Source organism: Pseudomonas sp. Lb2C2 (genome assembly GCF_052112205.1).
Taxonomy (GTDB): Bacteria; Pseudomonadota; Gammaproteobacteria; order Pseudomonadales; family Pseudomonadaceae; genus Aquipseudomonas; species Aquipseudomonas kilonensis.
Genome location: NZ_JAUTYW010000005.1, coordinates 278,053 through 300,813, shown reverse-complemented (window position 1 = coordinate 300,813; position 22,761 = coordinate 278,053). Strand labels below are relative to the sequence as shown.

The 22,761-nt window shown below is 60.2% G+C and carries 22 protein-coding genes; 7 read left to right on the top strand and 15 right to left on the bottom strand.

Going from position 1 to position 22,761, the window contains the following annotated elements; genetic code table 11:
• Positions 1 to 80: 80 nt before the first annotated feature.
• Positions 81 to 695, top strand: a complete 615-nt coding sequence (locus tag Q7F16_RS16805; RefSeq protein ID WP_079303518.1) for an NAD(P)-dependent oxidoreductase — start codon at positions 81 to 83, stop codon at positions 693 to 695.
• 9 nt (positions 696 to 704) lie between these two features.
• On the opposite strand, the gene Q7F16_RS16800 is transcribed toward Q7F16_RS16805, so the two are convergent.
• The 11 genes from Q7F16_RS16800 to Q7F16_RS16750 all read right to left on the bottom strand — a co-directional run bounded on the left by Q7F16_RS16800 (position 705) and on the right by Q7F16_RS16750 (position 13,287).
• A complete protein-coding gene (locus tag Q7F16_RS16800) occupies positions 705 to 1,034 on the bottom strand; it encodes a GlpM family protein (RefSeq protein ID WP_167310225.1) in 330 nt (109 codons plus the stop codon).
• 28 nt (positions 1,035 to 1,062) lie between these two features.
• Entirely contained in the window at positions 1,063 to 2,391 is a 1,329-nt protein-coding gene (locus Q7F16_RS16795; protein ID WP_409556079.1) for a sigma-54-dependent transcriptional regulator, read from the bottom strand.
• The gene (locus Q7F16_RS16790; RefSeq protein WP_046062611.1) at positions 2,388 to 4,292 is read right to left on the bottom strand and encodes a sensor histidine kinase; all 1,905 of its coding nucleotides are present in this window, start codon (positions 4,290 to 4,292) and stop codon (positions 2,388 to 2,390) included. Before Q7F16_RS16790 ends, Q7F16_RS16795 begins: the two co-directional genes overlap by 4 nt.
• A gap of 160 nt (positions 4,293 to 4,452) precedes the next feature.
• Entirely contained in the window at positions 4,453 to 5,187 is a 735-nt protein-coding gene (locus Q7F16_RS16785; RefSeq protein WP_014339893.1) for an amino acid ABC transporter ATP-binding protein, read from the bottom strand.
• Positions 5,184 to 5,855, bottom strand: a complete 672-nt coding sequence (locus Q7F16_RS16780) for an amino acid ABC transporter permease (protein ID WP_014339892.1) — start codon at positions 5,853 to 5,855, stop codon at positions 5,184 to 5,186. The genes Q7F16_RS16785 and Q7F16_RS16780 overlap by 4 nt, the downstream gene beginning before the upstream one ends.
• Positions 5,855 to 6,601: an amino acid ABC transporter permease gene (locus Q7F16_RS16775; protein ID WP_014339891.1), complete on the bottom strand. Its 747-nt coding sequence runs from the start codon at positions 6,599 to 6,601 to the stop codon at positions 5,855 to 5,857. Before Q7F16_RS16775 ends, Q7F16_RS16780 begins: the two co-directional genes overlap by 1 nt.
• Positions 6,602 to 6,791: 190 nt before the next feature.
• Positions 6,792 to 7,706 (bottom strand): glutamate/aspartate ABC transporter substrate-binding protein, encoded by a 915-nt coding sequence (locus Q7F16_RS16770; RefSeq protein ID WP_014339890.1) that lies wholly within the window; start codon positions 7,704 to 7,706, stop codon positions 6,792 to 6,794.
• 449 nt (positions 7,707 to 8,155) lie between these two features.
• Positions 8,156 to 9,694, bottom strand: coding sequence for a glycerol-3-phosphate dehydrogenase (glpD, locus tag Q7F16_RS16765; protein ID WP_409556078.1), 1,539 nt, complete (start codon positions 9,692 to 9,694; stop codon positions 8,156 to 8,158).
• Positions 9,695 to 10,015: 321 nt separating this feature from the next.
• Positions 10,016 to 10,771, bottom strand: a complete 756-nt coding sequence (locus Q7F16_RS16760) for a DeoR/GlpR family transcriptional regulator (protein WP_046062609.1) — start codon at positions 10,769 to 10,771, stop codon at positions 10,016 to 10,018.
• An 85-nt stretch (positions 10,772 to 10,856) separates the two neighbouring features.
• On the bottom strand, positions 10,857 to 12,362 hold the full coding sequence (gene glpK, locus Q7F16_RS16755) for a glycerol kinase GlpK (protein WP_046062608.1): 1,506 nt from the start codon (positions 12,360 to 12,362) through the stop codon (positions 10,857 to 10,859).
• Between the two features lie 73 nt (positions 12,363 to 12,435).
• Positions 12,436 to 13,287 (bottom strand): MIP/aquaporin family protein, encoded by an 852-nt coding sequence (locus Q7F16_RS16750; protein ID WP_046062607.1) that lies wholly within the window; start codon positions 13,285 to 13,287, stop codon positions 12,436 to 12,438.
• A 323-nt stretch (positions 13,288 to 13,610) separates the two neighbouring features.
• Between Q7F16_RS16750 and ybaK the strand changes: the two genes are divergently transcribed.
• The gene (ybaK, locus tag Q7F16_RS16745) at positions 13,611 to 14,081 is read left to right on the top strand and encodes a Cys-tRNA(Pro) deacylase (protein WP_014339886.1); all 471 of its coding nucleotides are present in this window, start codon (positions 13,611 to 13,613) and stop codon (positions 14,079 to 14,081) included.
• Between the two features lie 174 nt (positions 14,082 to 14,255).
• Entirely contained in the window at positions 14,256 to 15,038 is a 783-nt protein-coding gene (locus Q7F16_RS16740) for a PhzF family phenazine biosynthesis protein (RefSeq protein WP_046062606.1), read from the top strand.
• Between the two features lie 152 nt (positions 15,039 to 15,190).
• Here the strand turns inward: Q7F16_RS16740 and Q7F16_RS16735 are convergent, their stop codons facing one another.
• Both Q7F16_RS16735 and argF read right to left on the bottom strand, forming a co-directional pair.
• Entirely contained in the window at positions 15,191 to 16,300 is a 1,110-nt protein-coding gene (locus tag Q7F16_RS16735; protein ID WP_046062605.1) for an ABC transporter ATP-binding protein, read from the bottom strand.
• Positions 16,297 to 17,217: an ornithine carbamoyltransferase gene (argF, locus tag Q7F16_RS16730; protein ID WP_409556077.1), complete on the bottom strand. Its 921-nt coding sequence runs from the start codon at positions 17,215 to 17,217 to the stop codon at positions 16,297 to 16,299. The genes Q7F16_RS16735 and argF overlap by 4 nt, the downstream gene beginning before the upstream one ends.
• Positions 17,218 to 17,620: 403 nt before the next feature.
• On the opposite strand from argF, the gene Q7F16_RS16725 reads away from it, so the two are divergent.
• The 3 genes from Q7F16_RS16725 (at position 17,621) to grxD (ending at position 20,579) form a co-directional block, all read left to right on the top strand.
• A complete protein-coding gene (locus tag Q7F16_RS16725; RefSeq protein ID WP_014339882.1) occupies positions 17,621 to 17,908 on the top strand; it encodes a hypothetical protein in 288 nt (95 codons plus the stop codon).
• Positions 17,909 to 18,039: 131 nt separating this feature from the next.
• The gene (locus Q7F16_RS16720) at positions 18,040 to 20,148 is read left to right on the top strand and encodes a molybdopterin oxidoreductase family protein (RefSeq protein WP_409556076.1); all 2,109 of its coding nucleotides are present in this window, start codon (positions 18,040 to 18,042) and stop codon (positions 20,146 to 20,148) included.
• Between the two features lie 89 nt (positions 20,149 to 20,237).
• Complete coding sequence (grxD, locus tag Q7F16_RS16715) at positions 20,238 to 20,579, top strand: Grx4 family monothiol glutaredoxin (RefSeq protein WP_003204956.1); 342 nt, start codon at positions 20,238 to 20,240, stop codon at positions 20,577 to 20,579.
• A gap of 215 nt (positions 20,580 to 20,794) precedes the next feature.
• On the opposite strand, the gene bfr is transcribed toward grxD, so the two are convergent.
• Both bfr and Q7F16_RS16705 read right to left on the bottom strand, forming a co-directional pair.
• Positions 20,795 to 21,268, bottom strand: coding sequence for a bacterioferritin (bfr, locus tag Q7F16_RS16710; RefSeq protein WP_003204954.1), 474 nt, complete (start codon positions 21,266 to 21,268; stop codon positions 20,795 to 20,797).
• Positions 21,269 to 21,466: 198 nt separating this feature from the next.
• Positions 21,467 to 21,685, bottom strand: coding sequence for a bacterioferritin-associated ferredoxin (locus Q7F16_RS16705; RefSeq protein WP_014339879.1), 219 nt, complete (start codon positions 21,683 to 21,685; stop codon positions 21,467 to 21,469).
• Between the two features lie 313 nt (positions 21,686 to 21,998).
• Between Q7F16_RS16705 and Q7F16_RS16700 the strand changes: the two genes are divergently transcribed.
• The gene (locus tag Q7F16_RS16700; RefSeq protein WP_003204949.1) at positions 21,999 to 22,601 is read left to right on the top strand and encodes a peroxiredoxin; all 603 of its coding nucleotides are present in this window, start codon (positions 21,999 to 22,001) and stop codon (positions 22,599 to 22,601) included.
• The last annotated feature ends 160 nt before the right edge of the window (positions 22,602 to 22,761 follow it).

The window sequence follows — 22,761 nt, the reverse complement described above, 5'->3', positions numbered from 1 at the left end:
TCAAGCCACGAAGGCTCTGTCACTTGGAAATATTCAAGCAACCGCTTCAATAGCATCTTGTGTAATCACTGGAGAACACCATGAGCAAAATCGCAATCATCGGAGCCACCGGTCGTGCCGGCAGCCAATTGCTGGAAGAAGCCCTGCGCCGTGGTCACAGCGTGACGGCCATTGCCCGCAACACCGCGAAAATTGGTGAAAGGGCCGGGGTGCTCAGCAAGCAATTGGATGTATTGGACAGCGAGGCGTTGACCGCGGCCATCGCCGGGCATGACGTGGTGATCAGTGCCGCTCACTTCGCCAGCGTGCCGGCCGACAAGCTCATCGCACCGGTGAAAGCCGCTGGGGTCAAGCGTTTGCTGGTGGTCGGTGGGGCCGGCTCGTTGCTGCTCCCGGACGGCTCTCGTGTGATCGACAGCGAGGGCTTCCCGGAGGAATACCTGGCCGAAGCCAGTGCCGGAGCATTGTTCCTCGATGTGCTGCGCCAGGAGCAAGACCTGGACTGGACCTTCCTTTCGCCTTCGGCAGAATTCGTCGAAACCGAGCGCACGGAGCAGTTTCGCCTCGGCAAGAATCACCTGCTGTTCGACGATGCCGGGCGTAGCTGGATCAGCTTTGCCGACTACGCCATCGCGATGATCGATGAAGTGGAAACGCCGCAGTTTTCGCGCACGCGATTTACCGTCGGTTATTGATCACAGAGATCAGCCGTGAAGCCGTACCCAAGTGCTGACCAGCACCGTGGCAGCCATCAGCCAGGCGACGGCTGCCACGGCCAATGAGGCTTCGAGGCGCATGCGGTCGACCATCACGTACAGCGTTGCCAGATAGACGAAGTACGGAATGATCGACCACATCCCAAACACGATGGTGGTCTTCAGGTCGTCCACCGAGCGGCCCTTGCCGACGATGTAATGGGCGATCAGGGCGAAGGTCGGGAACAGCGGCACCAGCCCGGCGATGTAATAGTTCTTGGTCTTGGCCAGCATCGCCAGGATGACCACCACGGCTGCACCGAGCGCCGCCTTGAAAATCAGATCCACAGGTTTCCCGCCCAGTTGATTAATGGCTCAGGCCATATTTTTTGACTTTGTCGAACAGCGTGGTCTTGGCCATGCCCAGTTCCAGGCTGGCCTGGGTCAGGTTGCCGCCGCTGCGTTGCAGGGCGTCCACCAGCAGGTTGCGCTCGAAGGCTTCCACGGCTTCGGCAAAGGCCAGGCCCTGGCTACCACCGCTGGCACCGGCGCGCTTGAACGCCGGCAGGCCCAGGGCGTAACGCTCGGCGACGTTGCGCAGTTCGCGCACGTTGCCCGGCCAGTCGTGGCTCATCAGGTTCGACAGGGTCTGGTTGTCCAGCTCCGGCACCGTGCGGTCAAAGCGCAGGGACGACTGCTGGAGAAAGTGCTTGAACAGTTGCAGGATGTCTTCGCGCCGCTCGCGCAGTGGCGGCAGTTCCAGGGTCACCACGTTGAGGCGGTAATACAGGTCGCTGCGGAACTGCCCTGCCCGGCCCATTTCGTCCAGGTCGGACTTGGTGGCGGCGATTACCCGGCAATCCACGGCCACGCTCTGGTTCGAACCCAGGCGCTCGAGGGTGCGTTCCTGCAGCACGCGCAGCAATTTGATCTGCAAGGGCAGGGGCATGCTTTCCACTTCGTCGAGAAACAGCGTGCCACCGTCGGCGTGTTCGATCTTGCCGATCCGGCGTTTGCCGGCGCCGGTAAAGGCATTGGCTTCGTGGCCGAAAATCTCGCTTTCGAACAGGTTCTCCGGCAGGCCGCCGCAGTTCAGTGCGACGAACTGCTTGTCGTGGCGTCGGCTGAAGTCATGCAGGCAACGGGCGACCAGTTCCTTGCCGGTGCCGGTTTCGCCTTCGATCAGCACGTTGGCCGAGGTGTCGGCGACGTTGGCGATCAGCGCGCGCAGGTGCTGCATGGCGGGCGAGCGGCCAATGATCCGGCCTTCCAGGGAATCGCGTTCGGCCAATTGCCGACGCAGCGATGACACTTCCCGGGCGAGGCTGCGCTGCTCCAGGGCGCGGCGGGCGACGTCTACCAGGCGTTCAGGGGAGAAGGGTTTCTCCATGAAGTCATAGGCGCCTTTTTGCATGGCACCGACGGCCATGGAGATGTCGCCGTGGCCGGTGATCAGCACCACCGGCAGGCTGCGGTCCCGTGCCTTGAGGCGGGTCAGCAGTTCCAGGCCGTCGATGCCCGGTAGGCGAATGTCGCTGATGACGATGCCGGCAAAGTTATCGTCGACACGCTCCAGGGCCTCTTCGGCGCTGCCCACGCCGATGCAGGGAATGTCTTCCAGGCTCAAGGCCTGCTGGCAGCCCAGCAGGACGTGGGGGTCGTCTTCGACGATCAGTACGCTCAGGTCGTGGTTCATAGCGGCTCGACAGGTGAAAGGCTTACCAACGGTAAACTGAGGACAAATGTGGTTCCACTGCCTTCAACCGGGTGTTCGACGCCCAGGTATCCGCCCGTGGCGGCGGCCAGGCTGGCGGAAAGCGTCAGGCCCAGGCCCAGGCCTTGCTCGCCGGGTTTGGTGGTGAAGAAGGGTTCGAACAGATGCTTGCGTGCTTCTGGGTCAATACCGTGGCCGTTATCTCGCACACGCAGGCGATATTTGCCATCGCCGGCCTGGCCTTCGAGCCACAGCTGCGGTTCGGGTTGCGTCTGCATGGCGTCCAGGGCATTGCCGATCAGGTTCACCAGGATCTGCTCCAGGCGCGTCTGGTCAATTTGCACCTGGACGTCGTCGAAACCGGAATGAATCTGGATGTTCAAGCTTTCAAGACGAGCGCCCAGCAGTTGCAGCGCGGCCTCGACGCCTTTGCCGAGGCTGGCCTGGCCCTGGTCGTCCCCACGCCGGGCAAAGGAGCGCAGGCTGGCGGTGATCCGGCCCATGCGGTCGATCAATTCGTTGATGGTCTTGAGGTTGGTGCTGGCGATGTCCAGTTGACCGCGTTCCAGGAAGCGCACGGTATTGCCGGACAAGGTGCGCAGCGCCGCCAGCGGTTGGTTGAGTTCGTGGGCGATGCTGGTGGACATCTGGCCGATGGCCGCCAGTTTACCGGCCTGGACCAATTCGTCCTGGGCCCGGCGCAAGGTCTCTTCGGCCTGGCGCCGCTCGCGGATCTGGCCCTTGAGTCGTTCGTTGCTGGCGCGCAGGTCGGTGGTGCGTTCGGTAATCCGACGCTCGAGCTGGTTGTTGGCTTGCTGCAAGGCTTCCCGGGCCGCGAGACGGGTGGCGATGACCTTGCGCCGCTCGTTCCAGGCGATCAGCAGGAAGGCCACCAGGGCGAACGCCACGGCCACCAGGATGCCTTGGTTGATCGCCTGGCGACGCAGGTCTTCAAGCGGGGTCAGCAGGGTGAAATTCCACGGTGTATCGCTCAAGGGCCGGGTCTGCGACAAGTAGCTGATGGCGCGCTCGTCGGACACCAGTTCGCTGTTGGCCGGGAACGTCAGTTTCTCCATGCCTTCGGCCAGGCGTTCCCGGGCCAGGGGCACCAGCTCATTGAGCGGGAACCAGTAGTACTGCAGGCTGCGGGCCAGGCGTTCCTTGGTGTCGTCGCTCAGGGGGCGAACCGACTTGAGCCGCCGCGCCGGGTCGCTGGACAGGATGATGATGCCGTTCTCATCACTGACAAACGCCTCCAGCCGCGCTCGCTGCCAGCGTTCCTCCAGGGCTTCGAGGCGCACCTTGACCACGGCCACACCAATGATCTTGCCTTGTTGCTCCAGGCCATGGGCCAGGTAGTAGCCAGGTTCGCCGTTGGTGCTGCCGATGCCGTAGAAACGCCCCGGCTGGCCGCGCACGGCGTTCTGGAAATAGGCGCGGAAGGACAGGTCTTCGCCCAGGTAACTGTCGACATCGCGCCAGTTGCTGGTGGCCATCACCCGGCCGGTGGTGTCCATCACGTAGATGGCCCGGCTGCGGCTGCGGCGGTTCAGGCCTTCGAGGTATTCGTTGACGGTCCTGCGGTGCTCGGGCGTCGGGTCGTCGAGCAGTTGCGAGACACTCGATTCAAGTTCCAGCAGGCTGGGCAGGTAGGTGTACTTGCTGATCTCGCTTTCGACCGCACGGGCGTGCAGCTCCAACTGGCGTTCGCCATTCTCGGCGAGGCCACGTACGCCATAGTGCTCGCTGATCCAGAAGCCGAGGTAACCCAGACCGATCATCAGGGCGATGACCAGTGGCGGCAGGAACAGATGGCGGATCAGGCGGGGTTTCACGGCGAGTGATGGCGGCGCGGCGCGATAAAGGGTGGGGTCGCATTTCATCACAGAAGCCTTGGGTCAACCACAACACAAATCGACAAGCCAACACATCTCCCTTGTGGGAGCGAGCTTGCTCGCGATGACTGCTGATCAGTCGACAATCAGGTGACTGGCAGTCCGCTATCGCGAGCAAGCTCGCTCCCACAGTGGGGAGCGGTGTTGTTTAGTGCTGCAGGATTTTCTCAAGGAAATGCTGCGCGCGTTCGGAGCGGGCGCTGATGTCGCCGAAGAACTCTTCTTTCTCGCAATCTTCGATGATCTGGCCCTGGTCCATGAAGATCACCCGGTTCGCCACTTTGCGGGCGAAGCCCATTTCGTGGGTCACGCACATCATGGTCATGCCTTCGTGGGCCAGTTGCACCATCACGTCGAGCACTTCGTTGACCATTTCCGGGTCAAGGGCCGAGGTTGGTTCGTCGAACAGCATCACCACCGGGTCCATCGCCAGTGCACGGGCAATCGCCACGCGCTGCTGCTGGCCGCCGGAGAGCTGGCCCGGGTGCTTGTGGGCGTGGGCCGAGAGACCGACCCGCTCAAGCAGTTGCAGGCCTTTCTTGGTGGCCTCTTCCTTGCTGCGGCCCAGCACCTTGATCTGCGCGATGGTCAGGTTTTCGGTGATGGTCAGGTGCGGGAACAGTTCGAAATGCTGGAACACCATGCCCACGCGCGAACGCAGTTTCGGCAGGTTGGTCTTCGGGTCGGCGATGGACGTGCCATCGACCACGATGTCGCCTTTCTGGAACGGTTCCAGGGCGTTCACGCACTTGATAAGCGTGGATTTGCCCGAACCGGACGGCCCGCACACCACCACAACCTCACCCTTGCTGACCTCGGTGCTGCAATTGGTCAGTACCTGGAAGTCCCCATACCACTTGTTGATGTTCTTGATAGAGATCATACGGCGAACCTTTTTTGCAGACGCTTGACCAGCAGCGAGGCGGCAAAGCTGATTGTGAAGTACACGAGACCTGCGATGATCAGGAACTCATTGGAGCGGCCGATGATGTCGCCATTGGCCCGCGAAGCATTGAGGAAGTCCACCAGGCCGACCGTGTAGACCAACGAGGTGTCCTGAAACAGGATGATGCTTTGTTGCAGCAGCAGCGGGGTCATCTTGCGAAACGCCTGGGGCAGGATGATCAGGCGCATGACCTGGCCATAATTCATCCCCAGTGCCTGGGCGGCGCCCATCTGGCCCTTGGGGATCGACTGCACGCCGGCCCGCACGATTTCGCAGAAGTACGCCGCCTCGAACATCATGAACGCCACGACGCAGGAGCCGAACGCGCCGATCGGCGTGTCTTCGCCGGTGATCCAGCGCAGCACGAACGGCACCGCCAGGTAGAACCAGGTGATGACCAGCAGCAGCGGAATCGAGCGGAAATAGTTGACGTAGGCGCCAGCGATATTGGACACAAGCTTGTTGTGGGACAGGCGCATCAGCGCCAGGATGGTCCCCAGGATGATCCCGCCGACGACACCCAGGGCCATCAGCTTGAGGGTCATCACCATGCCGTTCCACAAGCCGGGAATGGCCGGGATGATGCCAGTGAAGTCGAATTCCATTATTTACCCCCCACGGAGATCAGGCCGGGCACCGCGACTTTCTTCTCGACCATGCGCATGAGCAGCATCAGGCTCATGTTCAAGGTGAAATAGATCAGCGTCGCCAGGGTAAAGGCTTCGAACAGGTTGGCGGAGAACTCGGCGGTCTGCTTGGTCTGCGCGAGCAGTTCCATCAGGCCGATCAGCGACGCCACGGAGGAGTTCTTGAAGACGTTGAGGAATTCCGAGGTAAGCGGCGGAATGATGATCCGGTAGGCCTGGGGCAGCAGCACGTTCCAGTAGATCTGCGGCAGCTTGAAGCCCATGGCACGGGCGGCGGATTCCTGGCCGCGCGGCAGCGCCTGGATACCGGTACGCACCTGTTCGCAAACCCGGGCGGCGGTGAACAGGCCCAGGCACACGACGACGCTCAGGTAGGCCGAGGTGGTCGGGTTCAGGTCCTGCTTGTACCACTCCTGCATATCGGCGGGCAGCAGGTCCGGCACCAGGAAGTACCAGATGAACAGCTGCACCAGCAGCGGCACGTTACGGAAAAGCTCCACGTAGCACGTGGCGATACCCGACACCAGCCGGTTCGGCACGGTACGCATGACGCCTAGTACCGAGCCCAGCAGCAGGGCGATGATCCAGGCTACGACGGCGATGGCGATAGTCCAGCCCAGGCCGGCCACGTACCAGTCGAGATAAGTCTCGCTGCCCACGCCGGTGGACTTGAAGAACACGCCCCAGTCCCAGTTGTAATTCATTAGGGTCTCCCCTCAGATCGTTCGATGTACAAATGCCCGCCTGGGGAAACTCCGTTCCCGCCCGGCTTGGAGGCCAGGCACACGCGATCGGCTCGACAACCACCGGTTCGAGTGTTTCCAGATTTGCCAGCAGGGAGTGACCATCCCCTGAAAGGGCCGGGCCCCTTCAGGAGATAAGGTTAGTCAGAAATCAGGATTTCTTTTCGTCAGCCGCTTTGTCGGTCGGGGTGGCGATCAACTTCTTGAGCTCTTCGCTCATCGGGAAGTTCAGGTTCAGGCCTTTTGGCGGGATAGGTTGCATGAACCACTTTTCGTAGATCTTGTTGATCTCGCCCGAAGCGTAGGTAGCCTTGATGGCGTCATCGACAGCCTTTTTGAACGGCTCGTCGCCCTTGCGCATCATGCAACCGTAGATTTCGTAGGACTGTGGGGTACCGGTCACGGCCCAGTCATCGGCTTTCTTGGCCTTGGCGGCTTCGCCAGCCAGCAGGGCGTCGTCCATCATGAACGCAACGGCGCGACCCGATTCCAGCATCTGGAAGGATTCGCCGTGGTCCTTGGCGGAGATGACGTTCATGCCCATCTGCTTGTCGGCGTTCATCGACTTGAGCAGGCGCTCGGACGTGGTGCCGGCGGTGGTCACGACGTTCTTGCCCTTGAGGTCGTCGAAATCCTTGTACTTGGAATCTTTCTTGGACAGCAGCTTGGTGCCGATCTCGAAGATGCCAACGGAGAAGTCAACCTGCTGCTGACGCTCGACGTTGTTGGTGGTGGAGCCGCACTCCAGGTCCACGGTGCCGTTTTGCACCAGTGGGATACGGGTTTGCGAGGTGACCAGGTTGTACTTGACCTGCAGGTTGGGCAGGTCCAGGTCTTTTTTCAGCGCTTCGACGACTTTCAGCTGGATATCGTGGGAGTAGCCGACCGGCTTGCCGGAAGCGTCCGCGATGTAGGAAAACGGAATGGAAGCGTCGCGATGTCCCAGCGTGACAACGCCGGACTCTTTGATCTTTTTCAGTGTGCCGGTCAGTTCGGCTGCGAAAACCGGAGTGCTGATCAGAGCGGCAGCAATGGCTGCGCCCAGGAGATGGGGAACGATACGCATCGATGTTTCCTCGACATTGTTTTTTTTATTTCGGCCGGTTTGTCGGCCCTGAGTACTTCGAAGTGCCTGGCAGCTCCTGTTGTGTTGGCGTACAGGCATTCGTCTCGAGAAGTGTAGAGCATGAGTCGTGCCAGGCCAGTCGAGTATTGGTAAATCATTGTTTTTAAAAGAAGTTAATGTTTTGTTTCAGGTTTTATGCGACCTGATTTATCCGGTTAGCCGAACTGACTGGTGGGTCTTGTTCGGAAAACCGAATACCTTGAGCCTGCCTCGATCCATTGTGGGAGCGAGCTTGCTCGCGATAGCGGTGGGTCAGTCCCATAGAGGTTGAATGTGCTGGCCTCATCGCGAGCAAGCTCGCTCCCACAGGGGGGCGTCGGTGGAGCCCAGATAGCAAAAAGCCCCTGAATCTCAGGATTCAGGGGCTCTTGGGTTCAGCCGGGTATCGGTCAGGCCGCTTCGATCTTGCGGCGGTTGTGTTCGACCTTGTCCAGGTACTGCTGCAGTTTCTCCTGCTCGACCGGGGTGGTGAACAAGCCCAGCTTGCTGCGGCGCCACAGGATGTCCTGGGCATCGACGGCCCACTCGTCGCTGCACAGATAATCGACTTCACGGGTATAGAGGCCGGCACCGATGTGCTCGCCCAGGTCGCTCAGGTTGTGCACGCCTTCGAGCATGCGCCAGGTGCGGCTGCCGTAGGTGGTGGCCCAGCGGCGGGCAATGTCGGTTGGCAGCCAGTCGAACTTGTCGCGGATCGCCGAGCAAAGCGCCTGCGGGGTGGTCATGTTTTCACCGCCGGGGAGGGCCTCTACGGCGGTCCAGCTCGGACGCATCTGGGTGAAATAGGGGGCCAGTTGCGCCATCGCCGATTCGGCCAGTTTGCGGTAGGTGGTCAGCTTGCCGCCGAACACCGACAACAAGGGGGCTTCTTCACCACCGCCCGACAGCGCCAGGGTGTAGTCGCGGGTCACGGCCGACGGGTTGTCGGATTCGTCATTGCACAGCGGACGCACACCGGAATAACTGTGCAGGATATCGTCGCGGCTGATCTGCTTCTTGAAGTGGGCATTGACTACCTTCAACAGGTAATCGGTTTCGCCCTCGGTGATCGCCACTTTGGCCGGGTCACCGGTGTATTCGCGGTCAGTGGTACCGATCAGGGTGAACTGGTTCAGGTACGGAATGGTGAACACGATGCGCTGGTCTTCGTTTTGCAGAATATGCGCATGCTCGCCTTCGTAGAGTTTCGGCACGATCAGGTGGCTGCCTTGGATCAGGCGGATGCCGTAGGGCGATTCCAGCTTCAGATCATCGCGAATGAACTTGGCAACCCACGGGCCGGCGGCGTTGACCAATGCCTTGGCACGGATCGAGAACAGGCTGCCGTCGGCACGTTCCAGGTGCAAGTGCCACAGGCCTTTGCTGCGACGGGCGTTCACACAACGGGTGCGGGTGTGGATATGCGCGCCTTTTTCCCGGGCGGCCATGGCGTTGAGCACCACCAGCCGCGCATCGTCGACCCAGCAGTCGGAATATTCGAAACCTTTGGTGATCTCGCTTTTCAATGCGCTGTCGGCACCGAACTTCAGGCTTTTCGAGCCGGCGAGCTGCTCACGCTTGCCCAGGTGATCGTAGAGGAACAGGCCGGCGCGGATCATCCAGGCCGGGCGCAGATGTGGGCGGTGAGGCAGCACGAAGCGCATTTGCTTGACGATGTGCGGGGCCTTGGTCAGCAGTACTTCGCGCTCGGCCAGCGCTTCGCGGACCAGGCGGAATTCATAATGTTCGAGATAGCGCAGGCCGCCATGGATCAGCTTGCTGCTGGCCGACGAAGTGTGGCTGGCCAGGTCGTCCTTTTCGCAAAGGAACACCGAAAGACTGCGACCGGCAGCGTCCGCGGCAATCCCCGCGCCGTTGATACCGCCACCAATGACGGCGACGTCGTAAACCTCGGCGAGAGGGGGCGTAGGCAAGGTAGAAGTGGGCATCGGCTGGCCTCGGGCTCTTTTTCGAAATATTTGAATTCGAACATAAATGTTCATTTGCGAAAATACTAGCCCATAAGCACAGCCACGACCAGTCGAATTCGATTGAAATTACTGATCGAATGCGGCTGAAAGGAAAATTTACGAACAAAAAGAGAATTGTGGAATGCTTCTGTGGCGAGGGAGCTTGCTCCCGCTGGATGGCGAAGCCATCCCAAGCAGGCTGGCGTATTTCTTCAGGCTAACCGCACCAGGCCGTTTTTACGACGGCTACGCCGCCGAGCGGGAGCAAGCTCCCTCGCCACAGAGGGGGCGGGGGTGAAGTCAGACCACCTCCAGCCGAATCTTGTGCTGGGCCAATAGTTGCGCCAGGGCCGGCACCGGTTGCTGGTCGGTCACCAGGCAGTCGATCAGGCTGATAGGCCCCAGGCGGACCATGGCGTTGCGCCCGAATTTGCTGGAGTCCGCCGCCAGCAGCACTTGCCGGGCGTTGGCGATGATGGCTTGGGAGACCCGCACTTCCTGGTAGTCGAAGTCCAGCAGGCTGCCGTCTTCATCGATCCCGCTGATGCCCACCAGGGCGAAGTCGACCTTGAACTGGTTGATGAAATCGACGCTGGCCTGACCCACCACGCCGCCATCACGCCGTACGTTGCCGCCGGCGATCAGGACTTCGAAGTCATCCTTGGCGCTGAGGATCGAAGCCACGTGCAGGTTATTGGTGATGACCTTCAGATGGTTGTGATTGAGCAGCGCCCGGGCGATGGATTCGGTGGTGGTGCCGATGTTGATGAATAGTGAGGCATGATCGGGGATCTGAGCAGCGATGGCTTCGGCGATGCGTTGCTTCTCGTCGCGCATCTGATCGGCGCGCATGGCGTAGGCGGTGTTTTCCACGCTTGAGTCGTAGGCGGCGCCGCCGTGGTAGCGACGCAGCAGGTTCACTTCCGCCAGTTGGTTGATATCGCGGCGAATGGTTTGCGGGGTGACGACGAATAGCTGCGCCATTTCCTCGATGCTGACATAGCCGCGTTCGCGGACCAGTTCGAGGATTTGCTGCTGGCGGGGAGGCAGATTCATGGGGCTTCCTTTGGGCTGCCGTACAAAATTTGCCCATGATGCCGCAGGAATCCACTCCCGACCAGTTTCAGAACCTTATCAGGCTTTATTCAGCGTCTTCATGGGGTTCCCAGTCACGGGTGCGGCTGACCGCCTTCTGCCAGCCGGCGTAGAGTTTTTCCTTCGCCTGCTCCTCCAGTTGCGGTTCGAATTCGCGCTCGATCACTGCTTTGCCGCGCAGTTCTTCCAGGCTGCCCCAGAAGCCGCACGCCAGGCCGGCCAGGTACGCCGCGCCCAAGGCTGTGGTTTCACGCATTTTCGGGCGCTCGACCTGGGTACCCAGGATGTCGGCCTGGAACTGCATCAGGAAGTTGTTCGCCACCGCGCCACCGTCGACGCGCAGGGCCTTGAGGCGTTCACCCGAATCCTGCTGCATGGCGTCGAGTACGTCGCGGGTCTGGTAGGCAATCGACTCCAGCGCTGCGCGAATGATGTGATCGACGCGTACACCGCGGGTCAGGCCAAACAGCGCGCCGCGGGCATAGGGGTCCCAGTATGGTGCGCCCAGGCCGGTGAAGGCGGGCACCAGGTACACGCCGTTGCTGTCCTTGACCTTGTTGGCAAAGTATTCGGTATCCAGCGCGTCGTTGATGATCTTCAGTTCATCGCGCAGCCACTGGACCGTGGAACCACCATTGAACACCGCGCCTTCCAAGGCGTAGGCGACTTCGCCGCGCGGGCCGCAGGCGATGGTGGTGAGCATGCCGTGATTGGATTTCACGGCCTTTTTACCGGTGTTCATCAGCAGGAAGCAGCCGGTGCCGTAGGTGTTTTTCGCCTGGCCCGGCTCCACGCACATCTGGCCGAACAGGGCCGCCTGCTGGTCGCCGGCGATGCCTCCGATGGCGATGCCGCTCTTGGTGCGGCCATATATTTCCGAGGACGATTTCACTTGCGGGAGCATTTCGCGGGGGATGTCGAGGATGTCGAGCATCTTCGCGTCCCATTCCAGCGAGTGAATGTTGAAGAGCATGGTGCGCGAGGCGTTGGTGTAGTCGGTGACGTGGACTTTGCCGCCGGTAAATTTCCAGATCAGCCAGCTGTCGACGGTGCCGAACAGCAGTTCACCGTTGCGCGCACGCTCGCGGCTGCCTTCGACGTTGTCCAGGATCCACTTGAGCTTGGTGCCGGAAAAGTACGGGTCGGTGACCAGGCCGGTGGTTTGGCTGATGTACTGCTCGTGGCCATCGCGCTTGAGCTGCTGGCAGATTTCGGTACTGCGGCGGCATTGCCAGACGATGGCGTTGTAGATCGGGCGGCCGGTGGTCTTGTCCCAGACCACGGTGGTTTCACGCTGGTTGGTGATGCCGATGGCGGCCACCTGGTCATGGTGCAGGCCGGCCTGGGCGAGGGCTTCGACCATGACCGCGCTCTGGGTGGCGAAGATTTCCATCGGGTCATGTTCGACCCAGCCGGCCTGCGGGTAATGCTGGGCGAATTCGCGCTGGGCGGTGCAGACCACGTTGGCGTCACGGTCGAAGATGATCGCGCGCGAGCTGGTCGTACCCTGGTCGAGGGCAATGATGTAGTTCTTGTTCTGGATATCGGTCATGTCGATTGCCTTGGGACGTAAAAGGAAGAAGCCACGGCGCAGGTTCGATGGGCAAGAGCCTGCACCGACTGTTTCAGGATGTTCTGGGCTTGCCGTCAATGGCCGTTTTTGCATCCTTTGTAGCAGTTATGGCGCTGGGCAGGTGGCGGGCAATCAGCCCGCGATAGGCCGCAGCACCGAGGCAGGCACCCACGATAGGTGCAAAAATCGGAACCAGGAAGTACGGGATGTCGCGTCCACCCGTGAGGGAAATTTCACCCCAGCCGGCGAAGAAAGTCATCAGCTTAGGACCGAAGTCCCGCGCCGGGTTCATCGCAAAGCCTGTCAGGGGCCCCATGGAACTGCCGATCACGGCAATCAGCAGGCCGATCAGCAATGGCGCCAGTGGGCCGCGAGGCAAGCCATTGTTGTCATCGGTCAGGGACATGATCACACCCATCAGGATGGCCGTGATGATCACCTCCACAAGGAAGGCCTGGCTGGTGGACAGCGCTGAGTGCGGGTAGGTGGAAAACACCGAGGCCAATTCGAGGCTCGCTTCGGTGCCGCGAATCATGTGCCGGGACTGTTCGAAATCGAAGAATAGGTTGCTGTACAGCGTATAGACCAGGAGGGCGCCGCAGAAAGCACCGGCCAACTGGGAAAGCATGTAGAGAGGCAGTTTGCGCTTTTCGAAGTCAGTGAAAATGCACAGGGCAATGCTGACGGCGGGGTTGAGATGGGCGCCGGAAATGCCTGCGCTCAGATAGATCGCCATGCTGACGCCGACGCCCCAGATGATGCTGATTTCCCACAAGCCGAAGCTGGCACCCGCAACCTTGAGCGCCGCGACACACCCGGTGCCAAAAAAAATCAGCAGGGCAGTGCCCAGGAATTCAGCCAGGCATTGGCTGGACAGGGACGGCTGTTGTAAAGCAGTTGTCATTCAAACCTCGGTTTTTTGTTGTTTTGCTGCGCCTTCGATAAAGCTCGATGGCGCGATCTCCACCGAGGCAGGATCCCCATCCTGATCTCGGGTTGCTGTTTGAGACCTGCGATATGACTTTCAGTTTCGAAAAAATATAGACAAGAAACGCTGGTGTCAAAGGTCGAAAGTGAACCGTCGGTCACATTTCAACTATTCGTGGCGTGAATGACTCTTCCATTGGCGGCGGATCACCGGAACACGCGACGCCCTCCCAAGCCTTTTCGCTGGCGATGGCTTAGAATCCGGCCACTCTTTTTTTCATTTCCTTGTCAGGAGCAGTCATGACACCCGCGTTGGATCTGCTTAAGAAAGTGCGCGCCGAACATCGCATCCACAGTTACGAACACGATCCCAAGGCCGCTTCCTACGGTTTGGAAGCGGCGGAAAAGCTCGGGTTGGATCCGGCGCAGGTGTTCAAGACGTTGTTGGCGGCCAGCGAAAAGGGTGAGCTGTTGGTGGCGGTGGTGCCCGTGGCCGGAAGCCTGGATCTGAAAGGCCTGGCCCATGCCGCCGGGGTTAAAAAGGTCGAGATGGCCGACCCGGCGGCCGCGCAGCGTTCGACCGGTTATTTGCTCGGTGGGATCAGCCCGCTGGGGCAGAAGAAGCGCCTGCGCACGTTTATCGACAGTTCCGCACAGCCGCTTGCCAGTATGTTTGTCAGTGCGGGGCGGCGCGGGCTGGAAGTCGAGTTGGCGCCTTCGGTTTTGAAGGAGCACACCGGGGCGACGTTTGCCGATATTGGGCGGACTTGATAGCCGGGTGGCTGCTGCGCAGCCAAGCGGGAGCAAGCGCCCTCGCCACAGGGGTGTAAGGCCTGGTCGGTGTTTTTATCCGGCGCTGTAGGGTGAAAATTCTGCTGATCTGTCACTGGATAAGCCGTACCGCTACACCCCATGCTGGCGCATCAAAAAATAAGGAGAAGTGCCATGCAGCTTGCGTTTCATCAGGTCGATGCGTTCAGTGATCGGCCGTTCGGCGGTAACCCGGCGATGGTCTATCGGCTCGACGGCTGGCTTGCCGATGAGTTGATGCAGAAGATCGCCGCCGAACATAACCTGGCTGAAACCGCATTTCTGGTGCGTGAAGGCCAGCATTGGCATATCCGCTGGTTTACGCCCACCACCGAAGTCCCGCTGTGCGGACACGCCACGTTGGCCAGTGCTTATGTACTGTTCGAGGTCTACCACGAAACCGTCGAACGACTGGATTTCATCTGCAAATCCGGTTCGTTGAGCGTTACGCGTGAGGGTGATCGGCTGTGGCTGGATTTTCCGGCCGTCGTGCCTGCCGAGTTGGGCGCGTCCTTGGCCGTCCAGAATGCCTTGGGCGTCGAAGCGGTGGATGTGCTGAGTTCCAACGAGCTGTTCGTGGTGCTGGAGTCGGAGCAAGCGGTGCTCGATTGCAAGCCGGACATGGCGGCACTGGCAAAACTGCCTTGGCCCGGCGCTATTGTGACCGCGCCGGGGAGCAAGCATGATTTTGTCTCGCGCTATTTTGCCCCTGCGATCGGCATCAACGAGGACCCAGTCACCGGATCGACCCACTGCAGCCTGATTCCCTATTGGTCCAAGCGCTTGGGCAAGCACGGCCTGACGGCTTACCAATGCTCGGCCCGGGGCGGCGCCTTGTTCTGTCGGCTGGAGGGGGAGCGGGTGAAGATCGGCGGGAATGCGACGTTGGTGGCCAGTGGGACGTTGATGTTGGGGTGAGTTAGTACTCAAGCCAATGAGATCAATTGTGGGAGATCCACTGTGGGAGCGAGCTTGCTCGCGATGGCGTAGCCACATTCAACATTGATGTGAGCTGAACCACCGCTATCGCGAGCAAGCTCGCTCCCACAGAGGTTGCATTTCTCCAAGTCTTAGCTGGCCGCGCTGTAGCGCCGCACACCGCTGTCCACCGGCGGGATGTGCGCCGCGGTGCTGCCCGAGGCCTGGAACAGCACCAGGTGTTCAGCCGCCACGCGGATGCCGACACTGTCCCCAAGCTGATGGTCGGCGTGGCTGGGGAAGATCGATTCCAATTGCGCGCCTGTGGGCAATTGCAGGCGATACAAGGTTGAAGCGCCCAGGAACGTCTTGCCGACAATGCTGGCGGTGAGCGGGCTGTCCGGTGCGTAGACGATATCGTCCGGGCGCAGCAACACATCCACCGCTCCGCCGATGGGCCAGGTGTAGGCGCGGTTGCCACGCAGGAGGCCCAGCTCGGTCTGTACCGATTCCGGGCTGTCGAGCCGGCCGCGAATGAAATAGCCCTGGCCAATGAAGCTTGCGACGAATGGCGTCAGCGGTTCGTGGTACAGGTTGTAGGGCGTGTCCCACTGTTCCAGTCGACCTTCCTTGAATACCCCGACATGGTCACTTACGGCGAAGGCTTCTTCCTGATCGTGGGTGACCAGGATCGCGCTGGTGCCGCGGGCCTTGAGAATATCCCGCACTTCATGGCTGAGCTTGCGTCGCAACTCGCCATCGAGGTTGGAGAACGGCTCATCGAGCAACAGCAGTTGTGGTTCCGGTGCCAGCGCTCGGGCCAGGGCCACGCGCTGTTGCTGGCCGCCGGACAATTCATGGGGAAAACGCTTGCCCAGGTGCTTGAGGTTGACCAGTTCCAGCAACTCTTCGACGACGCGATCCTTGTCCGGATGCTTGCGAATGCCAAAGGCAATGTTCTCGGCCACGCTCAGGTGGGGGAACAGGGCGTAGTCCTGGAACACCATGCCGATACGGCGTTTTTCCGGGGCGAGGGTGAAACCGGCGCGGGAAATGGTTTCCCCGGCCAGTTGGATTTCACCCTCGTGCACCGGTTCGAAGCCGGCGATGGCGCGCAACGTGGTGGTCTTGCCGCACCCGGACGAACCGAGCAGGCAACCGATATCGCCGGCATTGAGGTGCAGGTTGAGGTTTTGCACGACCCGCTGGTTTTGGTAGCCGCAGGCCAGGTTGTGCAAGTTCAGCAGCAGCGAGTGGCTCATGCGTGGTGATACGCCGGCTCGACAAGGAACTCGAGCAGGGCCTTTTGCGCGTGAAGTCGATTCTCTGCCTGGTCCCAGGCCACCGATCGGGGGTCATCGAGCAAATCGAAGCTGATCTCCTCGCCACGGTGGGCCGGCAGGCAGTGCATGAACAGTACGTCGGCATCCGCCAGGTCGAGCAAGGCCCGGTTGACCTGAAGCGGCGCGAACAGCTTGAGGCGCCTGGCGGTTTCTTCTTCCTGGCCCATGGAGGTCCAGACGTCGGTGCTCACCAGGTGTGCACCGGCCACGGCCTGTTTCGGATCACGGACGATGGTCACCCGCTCCCCGGCCTTGGCCAGCAACTCGGCATTGGGGTCAAAACCTTCGGGGCAGGCAATGCGCAGTTGGAAGTCGAATTGCATCGCCGCTTCTATATAGCTGTTGCACATGTTGTTGCCGTCGCCGATCCAGGCCACGGTCTTGCCCTGGATCGAGCCACGGTGCTCGAGGAACGTCTGCATGTCGGCCAGCAACTGGCAGGGGTGCAGGTCATCGGACAGGCCATTGATGACGGGCACGCGGGAATGGGCCGCGAACTCGGTCAGGGTGCTGTGGGCAAAGGTACGGATCATCATCGCGTCGAGCATGCTCGACATGACGATGGCGCAGTCGCTGATGGGTTCGCCACGGCCCAGCTGGGTGTCACGGGGCGACAGGAAGATCGCCTGGCCGCCCAGTTGGATCATGCCGGCTTCGAAAGAGATGCGGGTGCGGGTCGATGACTTCTCGAAGATCATTCCCAGCACGCGGTTTTTCAAGGGCTCGAACAGTACGCCGCGGTTACGCAGGTCCTTGAGCTCCACGCCTCGACGGATCACGCCGAGCAACTCTTCGGGCGTGAGATCCATCAGGGAGAGAAAGTGCCTTGCGCTCATGATTGACTACCTTTTTGTAACTGACCGCAGATGCTCAAAGCCTTGTTTAATGAAAAAACGGGCGAGACCTGCGGCAAAAGCCGCACGGGGCGACGAAATAGGGGAAGGCGCGATCTTATAATTAAATGTCGCGTCTTACCAATAGGGCTACGGTTTTGGGGGACTTCAGCGAGACCATCGCCAGACTGCGATGGCATATTTGTGGCCGGTTTCCTGACAGCAGCGACCCATTTGTACACTGGCGTTGCTTGGCTTGGCAATCCAGCGTGGCGGGCGAGCCGTGGAGGATGGTCGGTTTACGCCATGCCATTCCATCCTTTCGCCTGTCTACTGGTGGATGTGAAACATTTCCTAATGCAAAGGCCTGGGTTATAAATGAGCCACAGCGGCACAGGAGCCCGAAATGGATTCGAAAGAGCAACAATTGATGGAACTGCTGGGGCTGACTGCACGCTCGCTGACGCACCTGACGGCTTCGGTGACTTCCATGTCATTCGAATTGCTGCGCAGCGATGACGAGGTGACCAAGGCCGCGGGCCGTCGGATGATCGACCGTATGGCGACTATCAGTAACGGGCTCGACGAGCATTGGCGGCTGATTGGCGAGTTGACGGGGGTGCCCATTGCCCAGGAGCAGGTGGAAACCGTCGAAGAAATCCAGCTGCTGGCGCCGCCTCCCGACCAGCCTTGACGCCCGGTCATCGGTGGGCCTGATGCCCGGCAATTCACAGGACGAACGTCGCTGGCGTTGCCGGGGATCACGCGCCATAGTTTTGTTCCCGCGGCCGAAAGCGTCCGCCACGAATAAAACAGAGACTGGCCATGACCAAGACTCTCCACCACCGTGCGTGCCATCTGTGTGAAGCCATCTGCGGCTTGACCCTCGAAACCACCGAAACCGACGGCCAGGGCCTGGCGATCACCTCGATCAAGGGCGATGCGCTGGACACCTTCAGCCGCGGGCACATCTGCCCCAAGGCGGTGGCCCTGCAAGATATCCAGAACGATCCAGATCGCCTGCGCCAGCCCATGCAGCGTGTTGGCAACGAATGGCAACCCATTGCCTGGGACGACGCCTTTGCGTTGGTGGCCGAGCGCCTGGCGGATATCCAGGCGCGCCACGGCCAGAACGCGGTGGCGGTCTACCAGGGCAACCCCAGCGTGCATAACTATGGGCTGATGACCCATAGCAACTATTTCCTGGGCCTGTTGAAAACCCGCAGCCGTTTCTCGGCGACCTCGGTGGACCAACTGCCCCATCACCTGACCAGCTACCTGATGTACGGTCACGGCCTGCTGCTGCCGATTCCGGACATCGACCACACCGACTTCATGCTGATCCTGGGCGGTAATCCGCTGGCGTCCAACGGCAGCATCATGACCGTGCCGGATGTGGAAAAGCGCCTCAAGGCGATCCAGGGCCGTGGTGGCAAAGTGGTGGTGGTCGATCCGCGCCGCAGCGAAACGGCGGCCATTGCCAACCAGCACGTCTTCGTACGCCCTGGCGGCGATGCCGCGCTGCTGTTTGGTTTGCTCAATACATTGTTCAGCGAAGGTTTGACCCGTGACAGCCACCTGCCAGTGGACGGCCTGGACGAGGTGCGCGAGGCCGTCGCCACTTTCACGGCTGAAGCGATGAGTCCGCTCTGTGCGGTGCCGGCAGCGCAGATCCGGCAGTTGGCCCGGGACTTCGCCGCCGCCCCGTCAGCTGTGTGTTACGGGCGGATGGGGGTGTCGACCCAGGCGTTTGGCACGCTGTGCCATTGGCTGATCCAGGTGATCAATCTGATCACTGGCAATCTTGATCGCGTGGGCGGGGCGCTGTGCACCGAGCCGGCAGTGGACCTGGTGGCCACTACCTCGGGCGGGCATTTCAACCGTTGGCAGAGCCGGGTGTCCGGGCGTCCCGAATATGCGGGGGAGTTGCCGGTGTCGGCCCTGGCCGAGGAAATGCTCACCGAGGGCGAAGGCCAGATCCGTGCGCTGGTCACCGTGGCCGGCAACCCGGTGCTGTCCACACCCAACGGGCGGCAATTGGAGCAGGCCCTGGACGGGCTGGAGTTCATGGTCAGCGTCGACTTGTACATCAACGAAACCACGCGTTATGCCGACCTGATCCTGCCCTCGACCTCGGCCCTGGAAAACGATCATTACGACACCACGTTCAACCTGTTCGCGGTGCGCAACGTGACCCGTTTCAACCGGGCGATCCTGCCCAAGCCCGAGGGCGCGCTGCACGATTGGGAAATCTTTGTCGGCCTGGCCAAGGCTTTTGCCACCCGAACCGGCAAGGAGCTCAAGCCGACCATGCCCCCCGCGCAAATGATCGATTTTGGCCTGCGCAGCGGGGCGTATGGCGACGCCTCGCCGCACAAGTTGTCCCTGGCGACCCTGTTCGACCATCCCCATGGCATCGACCTCGGCGCACTCAAGCCCAACCTGGCTGCGCGCCTGAAAACCGAAAACCAACGGGTGCAGGCCGCGCCAGCGGTGATTCTTGCCGACCTTGTGCGCTTTGCCGCGTTGCAGGCGCCAAAACCGGACGAGTTGCTGATGATTGGCCGCCGCCATGTGCGCAGCAACAACTCCTGGATGCATAACTTCCATCGACTGGTGAAGGGCAAGCCGCGTCATCAGTTGTTGATGCACCCGGATGACCTCGCCAGTCGCGGCCTTGAGGACGGGCAGCGGGTGACGGTCAGTTCGCGGGTGGGCGTCATCGAAGTCGAGGTGCTGGGCAGCCTGGACATGATGAAAGGCGTGGTCAGCCTGCCCCACGGCTGGGGCCATGCCCGGCCGGGCGTGCAGATGACCATTGCCAGCGGACAGCCGGGCTCCAGCGCCAACGACCTGACCGATGATTGTCAGCTCGATGAGTTGTCCGGCAACGCGGCGCTTAACGGCGTTCCGGTGAAGGTGGCGGCTGCGTAAAATTGTCTCTGGAGCAGGTTCGGCTTTCCGTTACAATGCGTCACCGTGTCGACAACTTAAGTCGCAAAAGTTTTAAGCCGAGGTGCTCCATGGATATCATCGAAACGATTAAAGACCAGATTGCCAACAACACCATCCTGCTTTACATGAAAGGCTCGCCGAACGCGCCACAGTGCGGTTTCTCGGCCAAGGCTGCTCAGGCGGTGATGGCGTGTGGCGAGAAGTTTGCCTACGTGGACATCCTGCAGAACCCGGAAATCCGCGCCAACCTGCCCAAGTACGCCAACTGGCCAACCTTCCCACAGCTGTGGGTAGGTGGTGAACTGATCGGCGGTAGCGACATCATGACCGAGATGGCCGCCGACGGCTCTCTGCAGGCCACGATCAAGGAAGCGGTAGAAAAAGCGGCGGCGAACAAGACCGAAGCCTGATTTATGGATGCATGAAACCATGTGGGAGCGAGCTTGCTCGCGATAGCGGTAGGTCAGTCAGTATTTTTTTGCCTGATCCACCGCTATCGTCGGATCGCCGCCCGGAGCAAGCTCGCTCCCACAGTGGATTTAGGTGGGCCTGGAAACCCAGGTAATAAAAAGCCCCGCCTCTCGAAAGAGGGCGGGGCTTTTTAGTGGCTTGCTTTCGGGGAAGCTTACTCTTCACCCATCTGCGATTGCAGGTAGTTCTCCAGACCGACTTTGTCGATCAGGCCCAGTTGGGTTTCCAGCCAGTCGATGTGCTCTTCCTCGGATTCGAGAATATCTTCCAGTAGTTCACGGCTACCGAAGTCGCCAACGCTTTCGCAATGGGCGATGGCGGCCTTCAGGTCAGTGTGGCCGGTGCGCTCGATACGCAGGTCGCACTCAAGCATCTCGCGAGTGTGTTCGCCAATGTGCAGCTTGCCCAGGTCCTGGACGTTCGGCAGGCCTTCGAGGAACAGGATGCGCTTGATCAGCTTGTCCGCGTGCTTCATCTCGTCGATGGATTCGTGGTATTCGTGCTTGCCCAGCTTGTTCAGGCCCCAATCCTCGTACATGCGCGCATGCAGGAAGTATTGGTTGATCGCGACCAGCTCATTGGCAAGGATCTTGTTGAGATGCTGGATGACTGTAATGTCGCCTTTCATGATGAGGCCTGCCCTGTAATAGCTGTGTATAAGGCAGAGTTTGAGCCGCGCATTTACGAGTGTCAAACCTAAGTTATTGAATAATAAATGAAAATTAATCGGAATAAGAATGTTTGTGTTCCGCGTCTGGACGCTAAGCATTTGATTTACAGGCATAAAAAAACCGGACATTGAGTCCGGTTCCTTGAAAACTGTCTATTACGCCGCGGTAAATTCTACCGGGTAGGAAATCGAGGCCTGTGCCGTTTGCACTTTGGCGAGGGTTTCACGAACCACTTCCTTGGCCAGGCAGGCACATTTGCCGCATTGGCTGGCTACGCCGGTGGCCTGGCGGACTTCGCGATAGCTGCAGCAACCTTCGTAGATCGCTTCGCGGATTTGCCCGTCGGTGACGCCAGTGCAGAGGCATACATACATAAGTGAGAACCGTCGCTGGTTGTGACTCAATTGGGACGGATCTTAATGTTAACGAGAATGATTGTCAAAGTGGTTTCACAAGGTCTTTCGCCAGAGCGTTGCCGGGCTGACGAACGGTTTATCCAGAACGACTGATGCGGCATGAAACCGGACGGCGATTTTTCGATGCCACCGAAAAACCGTTGAAGACAGTCCAAATGCGCGGTGTATGATGATCGGCCCTTGCAAGCGGGTTCGTGTCACAGGGCTGTCGCCTGAGGGTGACAGGCTGGCCCGGACCTTGTTTTCACGCTATTACATCAGGAGATATCCAATGAGCGTACTCGTAGGCAAACAAGCCCCAGACTTCACCGTACCAGCCGTCCTCGGCAACGGCGAAATCGTCGACAGCTTCACCCTGTCCTCGGCCATCAAAGGCAAATACGGCCTGGTGTTCTTCTATCCACTGGACTTCACCTTCGTCTGCCCGTCCGAGCTGATCGCACTGGATCACCGCATGGATGATTTCAAGGCGCGCAACGTTGAAGTGGTCGCTGTTTCGATCGACTCGCACTTCACCCACAACGCCTGGCGCAACACTCCGATCAACAATGGCGGTATCGGTCAGGTGAAATACACCATGGCTGCCGACATGAAGCACGAAATCGCCAAGGCCTATGACGTTGAGTCCGAAGGCGGCGTGGCCTTCCGTGGCGCGTTCCTGATCGACGACAAAGGCGTTGTCCGTTCGCAGATCATCAACGACCTGCCACTGGGTCGTAACATGGAAGAACTGATCCGCCTGGTCGACGCGCTGCAGTTCCACGAAGAGCACGGCGAAGTCTGCCCGGCCAACTGGAAAAAAGGCGACAAGGGCATGACCGCTTCGCCTGAAGGCGTTGCTGCTTACCTGGGCGAGCACAGCGATAAGCTGTAAGCGCACACAGGCATAAAAAAACCGGCCCATCATGGGCCGGTTTTTTTATGGGTGTTTCAAACTTGTCGGCTGAAACACAAAGCCCTGTGGCGAGGGGATTTATCTGTGGGAGCAAGGCTTGCCCGCGATGGCGGCGATGCGGTCTTCCAGAAACCGAGTC

Bases quoted from the DNA above. Each gene is read 5' to 3' on its own strand.
- Q7F16_RS16805 (WP_079303518.1), top strand. From the start codon at position 81: ATGAGCAAAATCGCAATCATCGGAGCCACCGGTCGTGCCGGCAGCCAA.
- Q7F16_RS16795 (WP_409556079.1), bottom strand. From the start codon at position 2,391: ATGAACCACGACCTGAGCGTACTGATCGTCGAAGACGACCCCCACGTC.
- Q7F16_RS16790 (WP_046062611.1), bottom strand. From the start codon at position 4,292: ATGAAATGCGACCCCACCCTTTATCGCGCCGCGCCGCCATCACTCGCC.
- Q7F16_RS16785 (WP_014339893.1), bottom strand. From the start codon at position 5,187: ATGATCTCTATCAAGAACATCAACAAGTGGTATGGGGACTTCCAGGTA.
- Q7F16_RS16780 (WP_014339892.1), bottom strand. From the start codon at position 5,855: ATGGAATTCGACTTCACTGGCATCATCCCGGCCATTCCCGGCTTGTGG.
- Q7F16_RS16775 (WP_014339891.1), bottom strand. From the start codon at position 6,601: ATGAATTACAACTGGGACTGGGGCGTGTTCTTCAAGTCCACCGGCGTG.
- Q7F16_RS16770 (WP_014339890.1), bottom strand. From the start codon at position 7,706: ATGCGTATCGTTCCCCATCTCCTGGGCGCAGCCATTGCTGCCGCTCTG.
- glpD (WP_409556078.1), bottom strand. From the start codon at position 9,694: ATGCCCACTTCTACCTTGCCTACGCCCCCTCTCGCCGAGGTTTACGAC.
- Q7F16_RS16760 (WP_046062609.1), bottom strand. From the start codon at position 10,771: ATGAATCTGCCTCCCCGCCAGCAGCAAATCCTCGAACTGGTCCGCGAA.
- glpK (WP_046062608.1), bottom strand. From the start codon at position 12,362: ATGACCGATATCCAGAACAAGAACTACATCATTGCCCTCGACCAGGGT.
- Q7F16_RS16750 (WP_046062607.1), bottom strand. From the start codon at position 13,287: ATGACAACTGCTTTACAACAGCCGTCCCTGTCCAGCCAATGCCTGGCT.
- ybaK (WP_014339886.1), top strand. From the start codon at position 13,611: ATGACACCCGCGTTGGATCTGCTTAAGAAAGTGCGCGCCGAACATCGC.
- Q7F16_RS16740 (WP_046062606.1), top strand. From the start codon at position 14,256: ATGCAGCTTGCGTTTCATCAGGTCGATGCGTTCAGTGATCGGCCGTTC.
- Q7F16_RS16735 (WP_046062605.1), bottom strand. From the start codon at position 16,300: ATGAGCCACTCGCTGCTGCTGAACTTGCACAACCTGGCCTGCGGCTAC.
- argF (WP_409556077.1), bottom strand. From the start codon at position 17,217: ATGAGCGCAAGGCACTTTCTCTCCCTGATGGATCTCACGCCCGAAGAG.
- Q7F16_RS16725 (WP_014339882.1), top strand. From the start codon at position 17,621: ATGGATTCGAAAGAGCAACAATTGATGGAACTGCTGGGGCTGACTGCA.
- Q7F16_RS16720 (WP_409556076.1), top strand. From the start codon at position 18,040: ATGACCAAGACTCTCCACCACCGTGCGTGCCATCTGTGTGAAGCCATC.
- grxD (WP_003204956.1), top strand. From the start codon at position 20,238: ATGGATATCATCGAAACGATTAAAGACCAGATTGCCAACAACACCATC.
- bfr (WP_003204954.1), bottom strand. From the start codon at position 21,268: ATGAAAGGCGACATTACAGTCATCCAGCATCTCAACAAGATCCTTGCC.
- Q7F16_RS16705 (WP_014339879.1), bottom strand. From the start codon at position 21,685: ATGTATGTATGCCTCTGCACTGGCGTCACCGACGGGCAAATCCGCGAA.
- Q7F16_RS16700 (WP_003204949.1), top strand. From the start codon at position 21,999: ATGAGCGTACTCGTAGGCAAACAAGCCCCAGACTTCACCGTACCAGCC.